The sequence below is a fragment of the Testudinibacter sp. P27/CKL/0425 genome (assembly GCF_052931395.1).
Genome location: NZ_CM128801.1, coordinates 1,379,645 through 1,401,158 on the forward strand (window position 1 = coordinate 1,379,645; position 21,514 = coordinate 1,401,158).

The window sequence follows — 21,514 nt, forward strand, 5'->3', positions numbered from 1 at the left end:
GTATACGAGAGAACAAAACGTTGATGAAATTATTGCAAACCGCCGTGATTTTAAGCTGCGGACTTAGCCTGTTGTTGCCGCTAAATACAGTAGCAGCAAGTGCGGTTGCGGCAAGTGAGAAACCGAGCATGGAACAAACACAAGCCGAATCAGATTATCAGCAGGGCCTGAATGCGTGGTATGGCTTAAATCACAGCAAAATCGACGATCAAGCCGCATTGCGCTATTTTGAGCAAGCCGCAGCACAAGGCAATGCCGACGCGTTAGCCAGTCTGGCAAATTATTACACCTTGGAACAATACGCCGATTATCCCAAAGCGTTTAAGTTAGCAGCCGAAGCGGCAGAAAAAGGCGCATTTTACGGCGAGCTGGTGTTGGCGGCGTTGTATGATGACGGGTTGGGCGTGGCACAAGATAAGCCAAAAGCGCAGCAGTTGTATCGAAAGCTATTCCCACAGGTGAAAAGTGCGGTTGAGCAAGGCAAAGCAGAATTTGCCACCCGTTTGGCATATTTATATGAACAGGGCTTAGGCACAGCCCAAAACGCAAAACAGGCATTTAGCCTGTATAAACAAGCGGCAGATCAGGGCAACGCCACTGCCGCAGAGAGTGTGGCGGATTACTATGCCAACGGTTACGACACCGTTGAGATCGATTTTGAAAAAGCGATGGCTTACTACCTGCAAGCGGCAGAAGCGAATCATGCGGAAGCGCAATATCAGTCGGCGTTATTGTATCAAGACGCTGACAACCTTGAACGAGCGATCTTTTGGTTCGAACAGGCGGCTAAGCAGCAACACAGCGAAGCGATCTTAGAGTTGGGCATGATCTACTATCTGACTGACGATTTACAAGACTATGCCAAAGCGCGCGCTTATTTCGAACAAGCGGAGAAATTGGGCAATGCCGGCGCGGTTTACAGCGTAGGGTTGCTGTATGAAAATGGTTTCGGGGTTGAAGGCAATACCGCACTTGCTTTGGAAAAATTTAAAACCGCCGCAGAAATGGGCGATGCCGAAGCGCAAGTGCGGCTCGGCGATTACTATGTTGAGGGCACAGGCACTCAGCCGGACAACCAACAAGCGGAATTTTGGTATCAAAAAGCGGCTGATCAAGGGCTCACTAGCGGATATTACAAATTGGCGGAGCTGTATCAAAGCTACGCTACAAAACCGTATTTGGAACAAGCCTTGGCGATTTATCAATACTTAAACGACGAATATCAGCTTGATGAACAACAAAGCATTGAGCAGCTCGAAGCCGAATTGCGGGAAATGAAATAATGGCGATTAACGTTCCTCTGTTTGTTGCCTTGCGCTACTGGCGATCCAAAAGTGCGGATCGCTTCGGGCGGATTGTGACTTGGCTCGGCAGCATCGGCATTGTGTTGGGCGTGATGGCGCTGGTGATTGTGTTGTCGGTGATGAACGGCTTGCAGCAGCAACAGAAAGAGAGCGTGCTTCATACTTTACCGCATGCGGTGATCCAGCCGTTAGACGGCAATTTGGCGCGTGATTTTGAATTTGAGACTCCGCTGCCGCCGTTTGTGCAAAGTGCGGTAGCGATCAATCGTAGCGAAGTGATTTTACAAACCGCCGCCGGGTTGAGTGCCGCGCGGATTCTCGGTATTTCAACCGATTCGAATGATCCGATGTTGGAATTTGACGATCTAAACTTGCCGCAACTGCTTGCACCCGGTGATTACCATATTTTACTGACGGCAGATTTGGCGCAGCAGTTAAAACTGAGCGTCGGCGACAAAGTGCGGGTGATGTTGGCGGCAAACAGCCAATATACGCCGTTCGGGCGTGTGCCGGTACAGCGGCTGTTTACGCTGGCAGCGATTATCGACGGCGGCATCAAAAGTGATCAACACCAAGTGCTGGCGAATATTGAAGATGTCGGGCGTTTATTGCGCATCCCGCCACAAGAGGTGCAAGGGTTACGGCTGTTCTTGGACGATCCGTTTAAAATCACTGAATTGACAGCCCATTTTCCGTCGGATAAATGGAAAATTTCCGATTGGCGTGAACAGAAAGGCGAGTTTTTCCAAGCGGTTGCGATGGAAAAAAACATGATGGGGCTGCTGATCGGTTTGATTATCGTGGTGGCGATTGCCAATATCGTGACCTCGCTCAGCCTGATGGTGCTGGATAAACAAGGCGAAATTGCGATTTTGCAAACCCAAGGCATGAAAAAAGCGCAGGTAATGCAGATTTTTATCTTCCAAGGCTTATTGGTCGGATTGGTCGGCACGCTGTTGGGCTGTGGGTTGGGTTTGCTTGCCGCCTCGAATATCAATCAGATCATCGGCGGCGTGATGTCCGATTCAGTCCATTTACCGGTGCTGCTTGACGGTGCGCAATTGGCAATTATTATTTTAGCGACGCTAATCCTCACGCTGCTTTCAACCCTGTATCCTGCCTATCGCGCGGCGAAAATCGAACCGGCGGACGCACTTCGTTATGAATAATTCAGTTATAAGTGAAGCAAAAATCATGAAACCACAACAATCACAGACCGCACTTTTGTCTTGCCACGATCTCAGCAAGTCGTATCAAGAAGGCGACAATCAAACCCAAGTGTTGAAAAACGTCAGTTTTGCCATGCAGCCGAGCGAATTGGTGGCGATTGTCGGCAGTTCCGGATCGGGCAAAAGCACGCTGTTGCATTTGTTGGGCGGCTTAGACAAAGCCGACAGTGGCGAAGTGCGGTTGCAGGGCGAAAATCTGCTGCAACTTTCGCCGAACAAATTGGCGGAGTTGCGCAACCGTTATTTGGGCTTTGTGTATCAGTTTCATCATTTAATGGCGGATTTTACCGCACTTGAGAACGTGATGATGCCATTGATGATCGGCAAACACGATAAAAATGAAGCCAAAGCCCGTGCCGCGGAAATGTTGGCGGCAGTGGGGCTGGCACACCGCACTGCACATCGTCCGTCGGCACTTTCCGGCGGCGAACGGCAACGGGTGGCGATTGCACGCGCGTTGGTGAATCGTCCGGCTCTGGTGCTGGCAGACGAACCGACCGGCAATTTGGATTACAAAACCACCGAAAGCATTTTTGAGCTGATTCAGCACCTGAATCAAGAACAAAAAATCGGCTTTTTGCTGGTGACTCACGATATGAATTTAGCCAATAAACTGTCGCGCCGCATGGTGATGCAAGACGGCGTATTGCGGGCGGAGCAGGACTGAGTATGAAAATTCCGTTTTTTATCGCATGGCGTTATCAGCGTGGTAAACAGAAAAATCGCTTGGTCAGTTTGATTTCTGCTTTTTCTACTATCGGCATTGCATTGGGCGTGGCGGTGTTGATTATCGGATTGAGTGCGATGAACGGCTTTGAACGCGAATTGCGCCAGCGTGTGCTGGCGGTGGTGCCGAATATTGAAATTAGTGCGTACCAAAACGCTGCGCAGCCGAGTGAAATTCAAAATTGGCAGAATCTGGCGCAACGGCTGGATTCACAACCGATTGTAAAAGGCATCGCGCCGTATGTCAGTTTCACAGCGCTAATCGAAAACGGCAGTCGCTTGAAAGTGGCACAGCTGCGCGGCGTGGAAAAAGCGTTACAAGACAAGGTCAGCGCGATCGGACAGTTTGTGCAAGACAATCAATGGACGAATTTTAACGCGCAATCCGGGCTGATTCTGGGGGCTGGGATTACCAGAGAGTTAGATGTTAACGTTGGTGATTCGGTGTCATTACTGTTATCGCAAGGCGGCGACAGTATGACCAATAACCAGCCGAAGCGCTTTCGCCTTGAGGTGAGCGGCATTTTGCGGCTTGACGGACAACTGGATCACAGCTTTGCGCTGTTGCCGATTGAAACCGCGCGCGAGTATTTAGGCATGAGCGAGCAGCAAGCCAGCGGGGTGGAAATTGCGCTGTTCGATCCGTTTAAGGTTAACCAAATGGATTACAGCAGCTTGCAAGATTATCCGCAACAGCTGACCGCCACCAGTTGGCTGGGCAAATTCGGCTATATGTATCGCGACATTCAGATGATCCGTTCGGTTATGTATATCGCAATGGTGCTGGTGATCGGGGTGGCGTGCTTTAATATTGTTTCGACTTTGATTATGGCGGTGAAAGATAAACAGGGTGATATCGCGATCATGCGTACGCTGGGCGCGAATAACGGCTTTATTCGGCGGATTTTCATCAGCTATGGCTTATTGTCGGGCATGAAAGGTTGTGTGATCGGCATCATAATCGGCATTCTGCTGGCGTTGAATCTTACTGAGATCATTAAAGCCATCGAATCACTGTTGCAAGTGCAACTGTTATCCGACGGAATCTATTTTGTCGATTTCCTGCCAAGCGAATTGCATTGGCAAGATGTCGGTTTGGTGCTGTTGTCGGCACTGATGTTGAGCCTGCTTGCCAGCCTTTATCCGGCGGCGCGCGCGGCAAAATTGCAGCCGGCGGCAGTGTTGAGTAGCTATTAATTATTTGCATAAACAATAAATGTATTTTTGAACTAGTTTACTAGTACAAAAAACAGTGCTAAACTTTCAACAAATTAAACAGATTGTTTCATTGTTTGTGTGAGGGCGTATGCAATACGCCCCTACAATTGAAACATAATACATAGATAATAATGAATTTACTTTGACTAATTGTAGGATAAAAAATGTATAAAAACGACGACTTGCGAATCGCCAACACCCAACAACTGCTGCCACCGGTAGCGTTATTGGAAAAATACCCGGCGAGCGATGTGGCGGCAAAAGTGGTGGCGGCGACCCGCCAAAAAGCGCACGATATTATTCACGGCAATGATGATCGTTTGTTAGTGATAATCGGGCCTTGTTCAATTCACGATCCGCAAGCGGCGCTGGAATATGCGCACAAAATCAAACAAATGCGCGCAGAATTGAGCGACGAACTAGAAATTATCATGCGGGTTTATTTTGAAAAACCGCGCACCACTGTGGGTTGGAAAGGCTTAATCAACGATCCGTATTTGGACGATAGCTACCAATTAAATGACGGCTTACGAATTGCGCGCAAGGTGTTGTCGGATATTAACGATCTGGAAGTGCCGGCGGCAGGGGAATTTTTGGATATGATCACCCCGCAATATGTGGCGGATTTTATGAGTTGGGGCGCAATTGGGGCGAGAACCACTGAATCGCAAGTGCATCGTGAACTTGCTTCCGGCTTGTCTTGCGGTGTCGGTTTCAAGAATGCGACTAACGGCAGTGTGCGCGTGGCGCTGGACGCGATCGGCGCGGCAGAAGCACCGCATAACTTTTTGTCGGTAACCAAGTTCGGGCATTCGGCGATTGTGACCACCAAAGGCAACAATGATTGCCATATTATTTTGCGTGGTGGCGATAATAACACCAATTATGACGCTAAATCGGTAGCGGACGTGTGCGAAGCGTTGAGCAAAGCGGGCAAGAAAGCTCATGTAATGGTGGATTTCAGCCATGCCAACAGCCACAAAAAATTCAAAGAGCAACTGGACGTTTCTGCAGACGTGTGTAACCAGCTTGCCAACGGTTCCGATCAAATTTTCGGCGTGATGATTGAAAGTCATTTGGTGGAAGGACGCCAAGATTTAAAACCGGGTGTTGAGTTGGTTTATGGGCAGAGCATCACCGACAGCTGTCTCGGCTGGGCGGACAGTGAGCAAATGCTGCGTGATTTAGCAAGTGCGGTTAAGGCTCGTCGTTTGAAAAAATAATCTGAATGTAAAAGCAGTGTGATCCACTTCAAAAGAGCGGTTAATCGATGAGATTTAACCGTTCTTTTTATTATAAAATAAAAAATGAACCATCGTTCATATCGGTAGTCAAAGACAATGCAGAATGCAAAATAAGAAAATAAAACCAATAAAATAAACTAGCAAAATCCGTAGGAGATATTATGCAAGTCAGAGTATTTCAGCGCTACAACCCTTTTCAAATTGCTCGATATGTCAAAATTCTGTTTTCCGGCTCGTTTTTTATTCGCGGCGTCGGACTGTTTGAATTTCACCAAGGCAAAATCGTACTGCCGAAAGTGAAAAACCTGAAGAAATTCAGTGTAATGTCGGAAATTAACCGTCATATCAAACATCTGCAACAGGAGGCGTTAGCCACCTAGTCGATTACGGCTAAGCAGTGAAAACCCGTTACTTGGATAACGGGTTTTTTATGGCTGAACCTCCGATTTTTTACTTGCCTTTACAGTGAGTTATCGTTATAAATATTACAATTCATTTACAAACTGAGAGGCTAACAATGGACTTGAGATCAACTGAACTTTGCCGCGTTCGGGCGGTAACCGCATTCACCACCTTATCGGCAGATAGCGAGCAGTGGCAAACCGCACTTGCCACCGCGAAAAGGCAGTGCGACACGCTGGCGGAGGAGTTGCAACACAGCGGCTATCAGGTGCAGTCGATTCGGATCGTCACCAATCCATTTGGAGAATATTTAGACACCGGCAGCCTCGAAAACGCAAAACAAGGATTGGCGAAAATAAAAGCGATTTTGTTGCAATTGAACCAAGGCTCGGATCTGCGAATCCGCTTTGCGGTGGGTGAAGCCAAAAGTGCCGCTGAAATCGCATTATTGCCCGAATTAATCAAGGATTACGGTGATCTATGCAACGCTTGCGTGAATATTGATGCCGATGAATACGGTTTGCTGGATAACCAACAAATTATTCGTTGCACGGAGGCGGTGCAACAGATTGCGGCAATCACTCCGCGCGGCGAGGGCAACTTCAATTTCACGGTGAATTTTAACTGTAAACCACTAATTCCCTATTTCCCGGCGAGTTACCACCACAGCGAACAGGGCGACTGTTTTGTCATCGGGCTAGAAACGCCGGATTTATTGGTCGCCGCCCTACAACCGTTGCAAGCGGCGACACAACTCACCCGCGCAGAATTTTTAGCAGCGGCATATCAGGCAATGCACAATGCGTTGCAATACCATGTTGATCTCGTCAGTGAAAGCATCAAACGGGCGAAGGTGGATTCAAACTGGCAATTTGCCGGCATGGACACCTCAGCTGCACCGTCGAAAAATTGCCATTCGATGGTCGATGTGTACCAACTATTGGGTGTGCCGTATTTCGGTGCGGCAGGAACGGTCGAGGCATCGGCGCTGTTAACGCGCGTGTTTAAATCGTTAGAAAATGTCACTGCAGTCGGTTTTTCCGGCTTAATGCTGGCGGTAACCGAAGATGAAGGACTGGCGGAAGCCACGCGACAAAACCAGTTTGATATTCGCGCCCTGCTGACCTACAGCAGCGTGTGCGGCATCGGGCTTGATACCGTACCAATCCCGGGCGATACACCGGCGGAGAAAATTTGCGCCTTAATGCGTGACACCGGCACCATGGCATTTCGCTTAAATAAACCCCTCACCGTTCGCTTGTTCCCGGTACCAAACCTATCTGCCGGCGAACAAACACAATTTGAAAGCGATGATCTATGCAACTGCGCCGTGCTGGCAGTGCCTTAGAAATCCAAAGCGAATCCCGCACACTCGCGTGTGCGGTTACGCATAGTGTCGCTCCGTTGGGGTGTGATAAGGGCAAAGTGCGGTTTGGATTTTGTGGTTATTAGCGGGCGGATTATATAGTGATTTTTCAAGGAATTGTAGGGGCGTATTGCATACGCCCGAGCCAAATGTTATATTTTTTCATTATGAATTAAAAGCTTATATCGTATGGGCGTATGCAATACGCCCATACCGATCGAGTTTAAAAGTCAGTCATCATCGGCGAAACCCAATAGTTAAATATCCAAATAACCGAGAATAGTCAAGTGCGGTTTGTGGGCTAGCAAGCCCACATTACCGATCGAGCGAAAAGTCAGCGCCATTGGTGAAACATGATAGCTGAATCCCAAATAACAGGTAGGATGGGCTTGCTAGCCCATCATTTCAAATAGTAATATTCCATACAGAAAATAATTAACACGAGATCGCTATGCAAGACACCATCTACTCCGTCAGCCAACTAAACCACACTGCCAGATTGTTGCTGGAAGGTAATCTCGGACAGATCTGGCTGAGTGGGGAAATTTCTAATTTCACCCAGCCGATTTCAGGGCATTGGTATCTCAGTCTGAAAGATGAAAACGCCCAAGTGCGGTGCGCGATGTTCCGCATGAAAAATATGCGGGTCACATTCAAACCACAAAACGGAATGCAGGTGCTGGTCCGTGCCTCGGTGAGTTTGTATGAACCGCGCGGCGATTATCAACTGATTATCGACAGTATGCAGCCCGCGGGCGACGGACTGCTGCAACAGCAGTTTGAGCAGCTGAAACAAAAGCTGGCGGCGGAAGGGCTGTTTGCACAGCAACTCAAAAAACCGATACCGCACTTTAACCGCCGTATCGGCGTGCTCACCTCAAAAAGTGGCGCGGCGCTGCAAGATATTTTGCACGTTCTGCAACGGCGCGATCCGAGCTTAGAAATCGTGATCTACCCGACTGCGGTGCAGGGCAAAGATGCCATAGCAGAAATCGTGCAGATGATCGAACTGGCAAACGCGCGGCGTGAAGTCGAGGTGTTAATCGTCGGGCGTGGCGGCGGATCGCTGGAGGACTTATGGTGTTTTAACGAGGAAGCTGTGGCGAGGGCGATTTTTGCTTCAGAAATCCCGATTATCAGTGCGGTCGGGCATGAAACCGATGTGACGATTGCTGATTTTGTTGCGGATTTACGCGCGCCGACGCCGTCGGCAGCGGCGGAGTTGGTTAGCCGTGATCAGCGCGAATTATTGCAACAGCTGCAATATCGGCAGCAACATTTGGAAATCGCTTTTGACCGACTGTTCAGCGATAAACAGCAGCGTTTAGAACGGCTGAGTTTACGCTTGAATAATCAGCATCCGAGCAAACAACTGAAATTACAACTACAGCACAACCGCCAGTTGATCGCGCGGTTAAATCAGGCGATTTTGCGCCGTTTGGATAAACAAGCTCAGCATTATCAATTTACACAACAACGGCTTAATTCAGCAATTCGGCGCCAGTTGGAACGTAGTCGGGCAAATCAGGTCTATTGGCAACAACGTTTACAACAAAACCCGTTGCCGTATCGAATCGGGCAACAGCGGCAGCGTTTGCAACAACAGCAAGTGCGGTTACGCAGTTTATTAGAGAAAAATTTGCTGACCAATCGGCATCAATTAGCGGAATTGTGTTCTAAACTTAACAGCCTTAGCCCGCTGAATGTGCTGGCGCGCGGCTATTCGATTTCACAAACGCCGCAGGGCAACGCGATTACCGACAGCCGACAGCTTAACATCGGCGAGCAAATGCTAACCCGATTTAGTCAGGGAACGGTTATCAGCAGCGTGCTGGAAATTGTCGATTAAGTTGCAAACCGTATTTAGCTAAATTTCGCTATATTCAATACGAAAAATCTTTATAATAAGCAGCGAGTTTACTTTTTATTAACATCAAGGATTTTTTATGACTTCTAAAATGAAAGATACGACAGAACGTTTGTCGCATATTACCATTTCACTGCATTGGCTGATTGCACTATTTATTTTCGGCTTAATGGCGCTCGGGGTTTATATGAGTGAGACGGCTAGTTACGGGCTGTATCCGACCCACAAATCATTAGGCATTTTCATCTTTATTTTTATCGTGATCCGGGTATTGTGGCGTTGGAAAAACGGTTTTCCAAAACCGGTCGGGCAACACGCAGGCTGGGAACAGGCACTGGCTAAATTGATTCATTGGGTGTTACTGCTTGGCACGTTGGCGTTTCCGATTTCAGGAATGTTAATGGCATACGGCGGCGGACACGGCTTGCAGCTGTTCGGTTTGGATTTGATTGCTGCCAATGTGGTAGACGGCAAACGCGAAGTATTGAACGGAGGCTTGGCAGGCGCGGCAAGTGCGGTGCACGGCAGCCTGTTACCGATTATGTTGGCGGCGATTTTCCTGCATATTGCAGGGGCGTTGAAACACCATATTATTGATAAAGACAACACCTTAAAAAGAATGTTTGGTTTTAAAAACCAATAAATAAAAACAAAAACGGAGCGAATTTTCGCTCCGTTTGTATTTGAATTGCCGTTATTAGCGGCTGATCTGGAGGAAAATATAACTGTTATAAGCGATATAACATAATAACAGAATAATCCCCGCCCAGCGCTTGATGTAGCCGTTTTCCGCTTTATAGCGATAGCCGAACAGAAACAGAATCGCTGTTAGTAATAACATGATTGGCATATCTCGGGTCATGATCTCATTATCGGCTTGTAACGGGTGAATTGTGCCTGCTAATCCGACAACAGCTAAGGTATTGAACAGGTTAGAACCGATAATATTGCCCATTGCCAGATCATGTTGATTTTTGCGTGCGGCAGCAATGCTGGACGCAAGTTCCGGCAGTGATGTGCCGACAGCGACCACGGTTAAGCCGATAATCAATTCACTGACACCAAAATGATTAGCAATCGTCACCGCGCCCCAAACTAATAGCTGAGAACTGGCGACCAGTAGGATTAAGCCGATCAGAACCAGGATAATCGCTTTGCTTATCACGATTTCGCTGTTGTCGCTGTCTTCCGGATGCAGCGCATTTTTCACTTTTAATCCGTGCCAAATACTGACCGCCATAAACAGGCTGAAAATCACCAGTAACACAATGCCGTCGAAACGGCTGACATCACGATCAAATAGCAATAGTGCGGAAATCACCGAAACACCAAGCAAGAGAGGCAACTCTTTTTTCAGGATTGAGGGGGTAACCAGAACCGGGCTGATGATTGCCGTGATCGCTAAAATCAATGCGATGTTGGCGATATTCGAACCGTAGGCATTTCCAAGAGCAATGCCCGGATTGCCCTGCACCGCAGAGGTGACCGAGACCACGATTTCCGGTGCCGAGGTACCGAAGCCGATGATCAACATTCCGATTAACAGTTTCGGCATTCCGAAATATTGTGCGGTTTGGCTGGCACCGTCAACGAATTTATCGGCACTCCAAACTAAAATAATTAAGCCGACAATCACGGCGAGCGAGGCGAATAGCATAGAATTTCCTGAGGATCGAGGTGGCGTAGATAAAAATAAAGCCCGTAATCAAGCTGATTATGGGCTAAACACTGTCGGATTACAAAAAGCGTTTACAAAAGGAGACAAATAAAAGCTAACCGACAGAGAAATTGGCTCCTCCTGCTGGACTTGAACCAGCGACATACGGATTAACAGTCCGCCGTTCTACCGACTGAACTAAGGAGGAATTGTTCGTTGCTCGACTGTGGAAATATCACACAATGTCGAATTGAGGGGCGTATAATAGAGAGAACAAAATAGCTTGTCAAGATCAAAACCACAAAAAACTGACAGAAAATCGGCGGATTTTTCTATCCACACGCCCTGTGGATAACTTTGTGGATTAGTTTTGGCGGAATGGGGCAAAAGACAGGAAATATGCGACCTTGCGCGATCAGATTTGGATTTGGCTATAAAATAACATTATTTTATTTATCAATAAGATAAGAAAAATCTAGCTTTTTTTTTAAATTATTTTTTTGCAAAATTTGAAGTTTGTCACTTGACAGCTTAGAGACTGTGCAAAAAGTCGATTTTTGATCATTGTTTTTGTGCGAAAAAAATAACCAAGCTATTGTGTTATCAATGAAATAGCTCAATCCTTGCAAATTGCGCCAATCCGTTCGGATTCATATAAAATTCTACTCTAAAATATGCTAAAATCAGGCTGAATTTTATAACCGGACAGCCAATCATTATGTCAAACAGTGCAACCGCCAAACTCAAACTGAACGCCAAACCCTTTAAACTGCATTCCGATTTTAAACCGTCCGGTGATCAGCCGCAGGCGATTGCCAAATTGATCGAAGGCTTGCAAGACGGCTTGGCACATCAAATCCTGCTTGGGGTGACCGGTTCCGGTAAAACCTTTACCATTGCCAATGTGATTGCACAATTGAATCGTCCGGCGATGTTGTTAGCACCGAACAAAACGCTGGCGGCGCAGCTGTATGCCGAAATGAAGGAGTTTTTCCCGGAAAATGCGGTTGAGTATTTTGTTTCCTACTACGATTATTACCAGCCCGAAGCCTATGTGCCGGCGAGTGATACTTTTATTGAAAAAGACGCCTCGATTAACGATCAGATCGAGCAGATGAGGCTGTCGGCGACCAAGTCATTTTTAGAACGGCGTGATACCATTGTGGTGGCGTCGGTGTCGGCGATCTACGGTTTGGGCGATCCCGATTCGTATCTGAAAATGATGTTGCACCTGCAAACCGGCGCGATTATCGATCAACGTCAAATCTTGTCTAAACTGGCGGAATTGCAATACACCCGCAACGATCAGGCGTTTCAACGCGGCACGTTTCGGGTACGCGGCGAAATTATTGATATTTTCCCGGCGGAATCGGACGACGTTGCGCTTCGGGTCGAACTGTTTGATGAGGAAGTTGAACGCTTAAGCCTGTTCGATCCGCTCACCGGACACAATTTCGGCGCAGTGCCGCGTTACACCGTATACCCGAAAACCCACTATGTTACGCCGCGCGAACGGGTGCTGGAAGCGATTGAAAATATTAAACTGGAACTGGCGGAGCGCCGTCAATATCTGTTAGATAATAATAAATTGCTGGAAGAACAGCGCATTACCCAACGCACCCAATTTGATATTGAAATGATGAACGAACTGGGTTACTGCTCGGGGATTGAAAACTATTCGCGCTATCTGTCGGGGCGCGGCGAGGGTGAACCGCCGCCGACGCTGTTTGATTATATTCCGAGCGACGGTTTGCTGATTATCGACGAATCGCATGTCACCGTGCCACAGATTGGCGGAATGTATCGCGGCGACCGCTCACGCAAAGAAACGCTGGTGGAATACGGCTTCCGCTTGCCGTCGGCACTGGATAACCGCCCGCTGCGTTTTGAGGAATTTGAACGTTTGGCGCCGCAAACCATTTATGTTTCCGCCACGCCGGGACCTTATGAACTGGAAAAATCGGGTGGCGAGCTGATCGATCAGGTTGTGCGTCCGACCGGCTTGCTTGATCCGATTCTGGAAGTGCGGCCGGTTTCCACTCAGGTGGACGATCTGTTATCGGAAATCCGTCTGCGCAGCGATAAACATGAACGAGTGTTAGTGACAACGCTAACCAAACGCATGGCGGAAGATCTGACCGATTATCTGGAGGAACACGGCGTGCGGGTGCGTTATTTGCATTCGGATATTGACACCGTCGAGCGGGTGGAGATTATCCGCGATCTGCGCTTAGGTGAGTTCGATGTGCTGGTCGGCATCAACTTACTGCGCGAAGGTTTAGACATTCCGGAAGTATCGTTGGTGGCAATTTTAGATGCCGACAAAGAGGGCTTTTTGCGTTCTGAACGTTCGCTGATTCAAACCATCGGACGCGCCGCGCGGAACTTACACGGCAAAGCGATTTTGTATGCCGATCGGATCACCAATTCGATGGAAAAAGCGATCGGCGAAACCAATCGCCGCCGTGAAAAACAGATCGCCCACAATGCAAAATTCGGCATCGTGCCGCAAGCGTTAAACAAAAAAGTCGGTGAACTGCTCGACATCGGGCAGGGATCAAGCAACAAAGGGCGTGGCAGACAGAAATTACAAAAAGTCGCCGAGCCAAGTGCGGTTTATCAACCTAAAAGTGCCAAAGAGTTTGAGCAACAGGTCAAAAAACTGGAACAGCAAATGTATCAACACGCACAAAATCTGGAATTCGAACAAGCAGCCGCCGTGCGTGATGAGCTGCATAAATTGCGAGAGCGGTTTATTTTTGATTGAGGGTAGGTTACTTTTTTCGGCACTCGTAGGCTGGGCTTGCCAGCTCAGTCTACAATTACGGTGAAAAAGTAGGTCGCTATCAACAAAGTTCGATATTAAAATATCAACTAACACTCATCTCTCAAATCCGCAAAACTGCCGCGGGTTGCTTGTGCTAAATCGGTAGGTTTTAGTGCTAAATCCAGCCCGCGTTTACCGCCGGAAACATAGATTGACTCCCAGTCAACCGCACTTTGATCGATAAACGTCGGCAAGGCTTTTTTCTGCCCGATCGGGCTGATACCGCCGACCAGATAACCGCTGGATTTCTGTGCGGCGTCAATTTCCGCCATCTCGACTTTTTTCACTTGTAAGGCTTTTGCGGCTTTTTTCAAACTCAATTTATGCGACACCGGAATAACCATCACCGCCAGTTTTTTCTGATCGCCGTTTTGTGCGACTAATAGCGTTTTAAAGGTTTGTTGCGGCGCTAAACCGAGTTTTTCCGCTGCTTCGTGTCCGAAATCGGTGACATTCGGATCGTGTTCATAGCTGTGAATGCTGAAAGGAATTTTGTTTTTGGTTAAATAATTGATTGCCGGAGTCATGCTTGCTCTCTTGATTCTTTTACAGACTTATCACTGGAAATTCCGTAGAATAGGGGCGTTTATTGTACCTGATTTGTAGGAGAAAAAAATGCAGGCAAATTTAAATATCGTGATTGCTGCAGAATTTGAATTAGCGGAAAAATTCGCCGAGTTGTTGGAACAGAGCCAATTGCCGATTGAAACGCTGTCGGTGGCGGAAATTTATCCGTTCGGCGAGGAGCAAGGCTTGCGCTTTAATAATCGTGCTGTGGCGCAACACAGCATTGAAGATATTGATTGGTCGGAAAAGCAGTATCTGTTTTTTGCCGGTGAAACCAAGCACGCAACGTATATTGCACAGGCAGCGGACAGTGGCTGTGTGGTGATCGATCTGAACGGCGTTTGTGCGGCATTGCATGATGTGTCGCTGGTGGTGCCGGGATTTAATGACGAGCAGCTTGCCGAATTGCGCAACCGCAATATCGTGGCGCTGGCGGATCCGCAAATCAGCCAGTTGATTTTGACTGCCGGTTCGTTGTTGGCACAAGGCGAAATTAACCGGGTGCTGATCAGTTCGATGTTGCCGGCGTCGTATGTGAATGCCGAACAGGTGAAAAAACTGGCAGGGCAGACTGCGCGCCTGCTCAACGGCATTCCGTTGGATGACGGCGAGCCGCGTCTGGCATTTGATGCCGCGCCGTTGAAGTTACACGCCAGCGATCGCCTGTTACAGCAATTCCAAAAAATTCTGCCGAATAGCGAAATTCAATTGGTGATCCACCAATTGCAAAGTGCGGTTTTTTATGGCTTGGGGCAACAAGTGACCGCACTTTCCGATTACCAAACCGACGTTGCGCAATGGCAAGCAGCATGGCAAGACAATGAATTTTTGCAGCTGCACCAAGATGAAATCATCACCCCGGTCAGTAACGGTGAGCAGTATCAGGATTCGGATCAGATTCATATCAGCGACGTGCAGGAATTGGAAAACGGCGTTCAGTTCTGGAGTGTGTGCGACGAACAGCGTTTCAGTTTGGCGCTATTGGGTGTGAAACTGGCGGAAACCGCCTATTTGCAAGGATATTAATCAGTGTGGCGAAACCGAAAGTGCGGTTTCGCCGTTTAACTTGTCTGAAAATGACGACTTAAAATTTTCAGCAGCAGATCAAACACCACCTTGACCCGCACCGGTGTGACCGTTCTTTGCGGGCGGTAGAGATATACCGGCCAGCGCATTTTGGGAATATCCGCCAACACTTCGACCAGTTCTCCGTTTTGCAGGTAGGGCTCGCAAATCCAATCGGCCAAATGAGAAAAGCCGATGCCGGAGCGTGCCGCTTGCAGGCTGCTGTACATATTATTGCTGATAAACACCGGCTTATGCGGGGTAAATTGGAGCTCAGGATTGATATACCACGACCAAAAACGCCCGGTGTTTGCGTCCAGATCGACATTTAGCGGAAAATTTTTCTGCAATTCGTGAATGGTCTGTGGCGTGCCGCAACGCGCAATCAGCTGTGGCGCGGCGACAATTTTTTCTCTCACTTCGCCTAATTGACGGGCGATAAGCCGACTGTCACTGAGATTGCCGATTCGCAAACCGATGTCAATTTGCGCTTCCACCACATTTAAACGCACGTTATCGACCCGCCAATCGAGCAATAAATCGGGATAAGGTTTGAGGGCGCTGAGCAGTTCGGCTAAGATTGCCTGTCTGTTCGGCAGTTCGGGAATGGTGATTCGGACTAAACCGCTCATTTCATCGGCGTGTTTGCGTTTCGCCGGAGCGAACAGTTTGTCGCCGTCTTCCAAATATTGCTGTGCTTTCGGCAAAAATTCCTGTCCGAAATCGGTCAATTTGATCTGGCGGGTGTTGCGTTGAAACAAAGTTTCGCCGAGATGATCTTCCAATTCGGCGATCATTCGAGTGACCACCGGCGGCGAGACGGCTAAGCGATTCGCCGCTTCGCGAAACTGCATAGTTTCGGCGGTGGTGCAAAAGATTCTTAAGGCTTCCAGTTTATTTAGCATTATTTCATTTTCCGAAATTATAAAATTCAAATTGGTGAATATACAGGAAATCATAACGCGGTTATGATACCAAAAGCAATGATCCATTATGGCGTTGTAAGCGTGGCGCCGCAACGGTTTCACTGTTTGCAGCCAATTTATCAGATGAGGAAAAACAGATGACGATTAAAGTTTACGGCTATGCCGCACAATCCGCCACCAGCCCGTTAGCGCCGTTTGAGTTTGAACGCCGCGAAGTGCGGGATAACGATGTTGAAATCGAGATTCAATATTGTGGCGTGTGCCATTCCGACTTGCACCAAGCGCGCAATGACTGGGGGTTGGAGCCAGTATCCGATGGTTCCGGGGCACGAAATCGTCGGGCGGGTGCGCCGTGTCGGCGGTAAGGTAAGCAAATTTAAAGCGGGTGATTTGGTCGGGGTCGGCTGTATGGTGGATTCCTGCCAGCATTGCCACCCGTGTGAGCACGGCTTGGAGCAATATTGTGAAAACGGCAATATTCAAACCTACAACGACATCGATCGTTTTGGTGATCAGTTGCCGACCTATGGCGGCTATAGCGACACGATCGTGGTGACGGAAAAATTCGTACTGAGCGTGCCGGAGAATTTGGATACTCAAGCGGTTGCGCCGTTGTTGTGTGCCGGGATCACCACTTGGTCGCCGTTGCGCCACTGGAAAGTCGGCGCAGGCAGTAAAGTGGCGGTGGTCGGTTTAGGCGGCTTGGGGCACATGGCGATTAAACTGGCGCACGCCTTGGGCGCAGAGGTGACGCTGTTCACCCGTTCCGCAGGCAAAGAGGATGATGCACGCAAACTGGGGGCCGATCATGTGGTGTTATCTACTTCAGAACAGCAAATGCAGGCGGTGGCAAATCATTTTGATCTGATTATCGACACTGTGCCTTACACCCACGATCTGAATCCGTATGTGAATACGTTGGCGCTGAACGGTGCTTTGGTGTTGGTCGGCTTAGTGGGCGAGCTGGAATCAACCCTCAGCACCGTGCCATTAATTTTGGGACGCCGCAGTGTGGCGGGTTCGGTGATCGGCGGGATTGCCGAAACACAAGAGATGTTGGATTTCTGCGGCAAGCACAATATCGTGTCTGAAGTGGAAATGATCACCATGCAAAATATTAATCAGGCGTATGAGCGAATGCTGAAAAGCGACGTGAAATACCGCTTCGTTATCGATATGCAAAGCCTGAAAAACGGCTAAAAACACAAAAGGGGCGTTTGCCCCTTTTTTATCATTCACAACTGTTAAAGTGCTGTTTTACTGAAAACCGGCGTCTTTTAATTGCTGATAACCGCCCAGATTTTCCACGTTTTTATAGCCCAATTTTTCCAATTCCGCTTTAGCCAAATCAGCGCGTCTGCCGCTACGACAATACACATAGATAGTCTGATCTTTATCAGCGGTCAATTGGCTGATCTGTTGCCCGATACTGTCATGCGAAATATTCACCGCATTGTGTAAATGCCCGGCGGCAAATTCATCGGCGGAGCGCACGTCGAACAAAAGTGCGGTTGTATTTTGCTGTAAGGTTTGTGGCGTGACAGCCGTCGTCAATGCTGAAACTAATGGGCTACCGGTCAGTAACAGCGTGGCGGCGAGTAATTTGAGTATTTTCATATTTATTTACCTTAAATTGAAGTTAATAGTAGCTTAATCGTAAAATTTAAAGCTGCCCGTTAAATAGTCTCATATTGACACGATTTAAACTAACTCCGCCTGCGCCAAGACAACTTGCTGCAGCACTTTGATCCCTGCTTCGACATCTTGCCAATCGGTGTGTTCCAGTGGATTGTGGCTGATACCGGCTTGTGACGGCACAAAGATCATACCGGTCGGACACAATGTTGCCATGTGCATTGCATCATGTCCGGCGCCACTCGGCATGATTTCGTAAGCATAGTCTAACTCTTGGCAGGCACGTTCCACCGCCGACACCATGGCAGGATCCAAAATCACCGGTTTGTCTTTGGAAATCAGCTGTAACTCAATCTGCAAGCCACGCCGTTGGGCGACTTCGTCAATTTTCTGCTGTAAAGCCGTGAACACACTTTCTCTGGCATTCACGTCCGTGCCGCGGATGTCCACCAACAATTCGCAATAGCCCGGCACCACATTCATCACGCCCGGTTTCGCCTGCATTTGCCCGACGGTCGCCACGGTAGAATGGGCGGCACGAATGGCGGCTTGTTCCAGTTCTAATGCCAATTCGGCGCCGCCTAATAGCGCATCGTGTCGGTAATTCATGGCGGTTGCGCCGGAGTGATCTGCCTGCCCCTGAATTTTTACGATACAGCGAATCGGCGCAGCAATGCCGGTGACCACGCCAATGGTTTTGTTTTCATTTTCCAGCCGAGGACCTTGTTCGATATGCAGTTCAAAAAAGCATTTAAATTCTGTCGCAGCACGTTTTGCCAGCTCAATTTGTTCAAAATCCAGTCCGATTTGTTGTAACGCAGTTGCCAAATTAGCGCCATTTTTGTCTTGTAATGCTGAAAGTGCGGTTTTATCACTCACACCGCACAGCACCTTACTGCCTAAAGTAGCATAATTGAAACGGCTGGATTCTTCACAGGTGAAAATAATTAATTCCAGCGGGTGGCGGGTTTGTTGCTGTTGCTCGCAAAGTTGTAGCAAAATTTCCAAGCCGGCAATCGAACCTAACGGACCGTCGAATTTGCCGGCATTCACTACGGTATCGATATGCGAGCCGAAAGCCACAGCGGGGAGTTCATTTTCTACTCCGTCGCGGCGAATGATGACGTTGCCGATCGGATCAATTCGAATGTTAAGTGACGGATGATCGCAGAACGAAAGCAGGTAGTCGCGTGCCGCCAGATCTTCTCGGCTGAATGCCAAACGGGTTAATTCGTTGTCGTTGCTTGAAATAGTAGCGAGGTGATTAATTATTTCAATAACACGTTGCATATTGATAGATATCATAATTTCTCCTTGAAGTCAGGGATTTTACAAACTGTTTGCCAAAAGCATGATCCATTTCACTATAAGCTAAAATGAATTCGCGTAAAATCGAATTGATCACAAATGTGACATAACGACTAATGAAAGGAGTGTGCCAATGAGTGTTAAGAAAATGCTGTTAATCAGTGGTTCCAAATATCGAAGCACCGAATATCTTGTTCACTGTACCCCTTGGATTGCCCGTTTTTTATCTGATTTTCAAGGAAAAACCTTAGCCTTTGTGCCTTATGCCGGGGTGAGCCGCAGTTATGACCAATATCAACAGCTGGTGCAACAAGCACTTGCGGGATTGGAGATGAAGATTCTTTCCGTGCATCAGTCGTCGGATCCGCGTGAGATTATCGAACAAGCCGATGCAATCGCCATTGGCGGCGGTAATACTTTCTGCTTATTAAATCAGTTATATCAGCACAATCTGCTTGAGCCGATACGCCGCAAAGTGGAAAGCGGTACGCCGTATTTCGGCTGGAGTGCCGGTGTGAATGTGGCGGGGGCGTCGATTATGACCACCAACGATATGCCGATTATCTATCCGCCGTCTTTCGAGGGGCTGAATCTGTTTCCGGCGCAAATCAACCCGCACTTTATTTCCGGCAAAATGCAAGGACACAACGGTGAAAGTCGCGAAGAGCGGTTGAAGGAGTTTTTGCTGGTCAACCCGAAAGCGGTGGTCTATGCCTTGCCGGAGGGAACGGCGTTGCAAATTCGAGACTCACAGGCGACGGTGATCGGTTACGATAATATTTTGCGGATCAGCGGTGAAATGGACGTGGAAGAGATCGCGCTGAATTCTACGTTTAACTATTAAGAGTAGATTAGAGGAGATTTCATATGAACGGATTAAATATCATCATCGCAATCGTGGGGATCGCGGTTACGATTTATCTGATGATCAAAAAATATGAAACCCGCACGGTATTATTAGGTGTTGGTTTGGTGATGGCGCTGTTAACCCTTAATCCAATGGGGGCGCTGCAAGCATTTTCTAAAAGTATGACCTCCGCCGGTTTGATCATGGCGATTTGTTCCAGTATGGGTTTTGCGTATGTGATGAAATTCACTCAGTGTGATATGCACTTAGTGCATCTTTTAACGAAACCGCTGAGCGGCTTGAAGTTTTTCCTGATTCCGATTGCGACCATTTTGACATTTTTTATTAATATTGCGATTCCGTCTGCGGCAGGTTGTGCCGCGGCGGTGGGCGCAACGTTGATTCCGGTGTTGAAATCCGCAGGAGTGCGCCCGGCAACTGCCGGGGCAGCGATTTTGGCGGGCACATTCGGATCGATGATGAGTCCCGGTTCGGCGCACGTGGTGATGATCAGCGAAATGTCGGGTTTGACCGTGCCGGAAGTGATTTTATCGCACGCGCCATATACCATTATTGCCGGTGCGATTGGCGCGACGGTGTTGACGATTTTGGCAATTGTGCTAAAAGATTTCGGGCAACAATTCCGTGACGAATACTTGGCAGAAAAACAAGCGGCGGAAGCAGAGTTCACCAAAGTGAACCCGCTGTATGCGATTGCTCCGTTAGTGCCGTTGGTGATTTTGGTTATCGGCGGAACTCAGCTGCAAAGCATTCCGGCACTGGCATGGACCAAAATGGCAGTGCCTGAAGCGATGTTGATCGGAGCGCTTTACGCCATTATCGTCACGCGTGTTTCACCGGTGAAAATCACCAATGAATTTTTTAGTGGAATGGGCAGTGCGTACACCAATATTTTAGGGATTATCATTGCGGCAAGCGTTTTCGTGGCAGGTTTGAAATCCACCGGTGCGATTGATTCCGCAATTGAATTTTTGAAATCGTCGAATGAATTTGTGCGCTGGGGCGCCACCATTGGTCCATTCCTGATGGGGGTAATCACCGGTTCTGGCGATGCCGCTGCGATTGCATTTAATACCGCAGTGACCCCGCACGCGGTTGAATTAGGTTATACTCATGTTAATCTCGGCATGGGTGCGGCGATTGCCGGTGCGATCGGACGCACGGCTTCACCAATTGCCGGGGTTGCGATTGTTTGTGCCGGCTTAGCCGGTGTCAATCCGGTCGAAATGATTAAACGTACCGCGCCGGGCATGGTGCTGGCGGTACTGTTCTTAGCACTCTTTATGTTATAAAACACGATAGGGG

General features: G+C 48.3%; 20 protein-coding genes and 1 tRNA gene. 15 read left to right on the plus strand and 6 right to left on the minus strand.

Annotated elements, in window-relative coordinates; translation table 11 throughout:
* Positions 1–23: 23 nt before the first annotated feature.
* From ACUHGC_RS06850 to ACUHGC_RS06890, 9 genes are all read left to right on the plus strand, one after another.
* Positions 24–1,283 carry a tetratricopeptide repeat protein gene (locus ACUHGC_RS06850; protein WP_446832609.1) on the plus strand — a complete coding sequence of 420 codons (1,260 nt, stop codon included), beginning with the start codon at positions 24–26 and terminating at the stop codon, positions 1,281–1,283.
* Positions 1,283–2,473 (plus strand): lipoprotein-releasing ABC transporter permease subunit, encoded by a 1,191-nt coding sequence (locus tag ACUHGC_RS06855; protein WP_446832610.1) that lies wholly within the window; start codon positions 1,283–1,285, stop codon positions 2,471–2,473. The genes ACUHGC_RS06850 and ACUHGC_RS06855 overlap by 1 nt, the downstream gene beginning before the upstream one ends.
* A gap of 25 nt (positions 2,474–2,498) precedes the next feature.
* Positions 2,499–3,200 carry a lipoprotein-releasing ABC transporter ATP-binding protein LolD gene (gene lolD, locus ACUHGC_RS06860; RefSeq protein ID WP_446832611.1) on the plus strand — a complete coding sequence of 234 codons (702 nt, stop codon included), beginning with the start codon at positions 2,499–2,501 and terminating at the stop codon, positions 3,198–3,200.
* A gap of 2 nt (positions 3,201–3,202) precedes the next feature.
* Positions 3,203–4,456: a lipoprotein-releasing ABC transporter permease subunit LolE gene (gene lolE / locus ACUHGC_RS06865; protein ID WP_446832612.1), complete on the plus strand. Its 1,254-nt coding sequence runs from the start codon at positions 3,203–3,205 to the stop codon at positions 4,454–4,456.
* 185 nt (positions 4,457–4,641) lie between these two features.
* Positions 4,642–5,700 carry a 3-deoxy-7-phosphoheptulonate synthase AroG gene (gene aroG / locus ACUHGC_RS06870; protein WP_446832613.1) on the plus strand — a complete coding sequence of 353 codons (1,059 nt, stop codon included), beginning with the start codon at positions 4,642–4,644 and terminating at the stop codon, positions 5,698–5,700.
* A 182-nt stretch (positions 5,701–5,882) separates the two neighbouring features.
* Positions 5,883–6,101 carry a DUF1107 family protein gene (locus tag ACUHGC_RS06875; RefSeq protein WP_446832614.1) on the plus strand — a complete coding sequence of 73 codons (219 nt, stop codon included), beginning with the start codon at positions 5,883–5,885 and terminating at the stop codon, positions 6,099–6,101.
* 137 nt (positions 6,102–6,238) lie between these two features.
* Positions 6,239–7,471, plus strand: coding sequence for a DUF711 family protein (locus ACUHGC_RS06880; RefSeq protein WP_446832615.1), 1,233 nt, complete (start codon positions 6,239–6,241; stop codon positions 7,469–7,471).
* A gap of 469 nt (positions 7,472–7,940) precedes the next feature.
* Positions 7,941–9,338, plus strand: coding sequence for an exodeoxyribonuclease VII large subunit (xseA, locus tag ACUHGC_RS06885; protein WP_446832616.1), 1,398 nt, complete (start codon positions 7,941–7,943; stop codon positions 9,336–9,338).
* A gap of 97 nt (positions 9,339–9,435) precedes the next feature.
* Positions 9,436–9,999 carry a cytochrome b gene (locus ACUHGC_RS06890; protein ID WP_446832617.1) on the plus strand — a complete coding sequence of 188 codons (564 nt, stop codon included), beginning with the start codon at positions 9,436–9,438 and terminating at the stop codon, positions 9,997–9,999.
* Between the two features lie 54 nt (positions 10,000–10,053).
* On the opposite strand, the gene ACUHGC_RS06895 is transcribed toward ACUHGC_RS06890, so the two are convergent.
* Positions 10,054–11,013, minus strand: a complete 960-nt coding sequence (locus ACUHGC_RS06895; protein ID WP_446832618.1) for a calcium/sodium antiporter — start codon at positions 11,011–11,013, stop codon at positions 10,054–10,056.
* Positions 11,014–11,145: 132 nt separating this feature from the next.
* A tRNA-Asn gene (locus ACUHGC_RS06900) sits at positions 11,146–11,221 on the minus strand.
* 510 nt (positions 11,222–11,731) lie between these two features.
* Here ACUHGC_RS06900 and uvrB point away from each other — a divergent pair.
* Entirely contained in the window at positions 11,732–13,780 is a 2,049-nt protein-coding gene (uvrB, locus tag ACUHGC_RS06905) for an excinuclease ABC subunit UvrB (RefSeq protein ID WP_446832619.1), read from the plus strand.
* 107 nt (positions 13,781–13,887) lie between these two features.
* On the opposite strand, the gene ybaK is transcribed toward uvrB, so the two are convergent.
* Complete coding sequence (ybaK, locus tag ACUHGC_RS06910; RefSeq protein ID WP_446832620.1) at positions 13,888–14,367, minus strand: Cys-tRNA(Pro) deacylase; 480 nt, start codon at positions 14,365–14,367, stop codon at positions 13,888–13,890.
* Between the two features lie 88 nt (positions 14,368–14,455).
* Here ybaK and ACUHGC_RS06915 point away from each other — a divergent pair, with 88 nt between their 5' ends.
* Positions 14,456–15,433 (plus strand): oxidoreductase, encoded by a 978-nt coding sequence (locus ACUHGC_RS06915; RefSeq protein ID WP_446832621.1) that lies wholly within the window; start codon positions 14,456–14,458, stop codon positions 15,431–15,433.
* Positions 15,434–15,468: 35 nt separating this feature from the next.
* On the opposite strand, the gene ACUHGC_RS06920 is transcribed toward ACUHGC_RS06915, so the two are convergent.
* The gene (locus ACUHGC_RS06920; RefSeq protein WP_446832622.1) at positions 15,469–16,377 is read right to left on the minus strand and encodes a LysR family transcriptional regulator; all 909 of its coding nucleotides are present in this window, start codon (positions 16,375–16,377) and stop codon (positions 15,469–15,471) included.
* Between the two features lie 158 nt (positions 16,378–16,535).
* Between ACUHGC_RS06920 and ACUHGC_RS06925 the strand changes: the two genes are divergently transcribed.
* Positions 16,536–16,763, plus strand: a complete 228-nt coding sequence (locus tag ACUHGC_RS06925) for a hypothetical protein (RefSeq protein WP_446832623.1) — start codon at positions 16,536–16,538, stop codon at positions 16,761–16,763.
* Positions 16,714–17,598, plus strand: coding sequence for an NAD(P)-dependent alcohol dehydrogenase (locus ACUHGC_RS06930; RefSeq protein ID WP_446832624.1), 885 nt, complete (start codon positions 16,714–16,716; stop codon positions 17,596–17,598). Before ACUHGC_RS06925 ends, ACUHGC_RS06930 begins: the two co-directional genes overlap by 50 nt.
* Before the next feature lie 57 nt (positions 17,599–17,655).
* Here ACUHGC_RS06930 and ACUHGC_RS06935 read toward each other — a convergent pair whose 3' ends face one another.
* Together ACUHGC_RS06935 and ACUHGC_RS06940 are read right to left on the minus strand one after the other, a co-directional pair.
* A complete protein-coding gene (locus tag ACUHGC_RS06935) occupies positions 17,656–18,015 on the minus strand; it encodes a rhodanese-like domain-containing protein (RefSeq protein WP_446832625.1) in 360 nt (119 codons plus the stop codon).
* A gap of 84 nt (positions 18,016–18,099) precedes the next feature.
* The gene (locus tag ACUHGC_RS06940; RefSeq protein ID WP_446834864.1) at positions 18,100–19,335 is read right to left on the minus strand and encodes an allantoate amidohydrolase; all 1,236 of its coding nucleotides are present in this window, start codon (positions 19,333–19,335) and stop codon (positions 18,100–18,102) included.
* Positions 19,336–19,474: 139 nt separating this feature from the next.
* Here ACUHGC_RS06940 and pepE point away from each other — a divergent pair, with 139 nt between their 5' ends.
* Together pepE and dcuC are read left to right on the plus strand one after the other, a co-directional pair.
* Positions 19,475–20,185, plus strand: a complete 711-nt coding sequence (pepE, locus tag ACUHGC_RS06945; protein ID WP_446832626.1) for a dipeptidase PepE — start codon at positions 19,475–19,477, stop codon at positions 20,183–20,185.
* Positions 20,186–20,208: 23 nt separating this feature from the next.
* Positions 20,209–21,501, plus strand: a complete 1,293-nt coding sequence (dcuC, locus tag ACUHGC_RS06950; protein ID WP_446832627.1) for a C4-dicarboxylate transporter DcuC — start codon at positions 20,209–20,211, stop codon at positions 21,499–21,501.
* Positions 21,502–21,514: the final 13 nt, after the last annotated feature.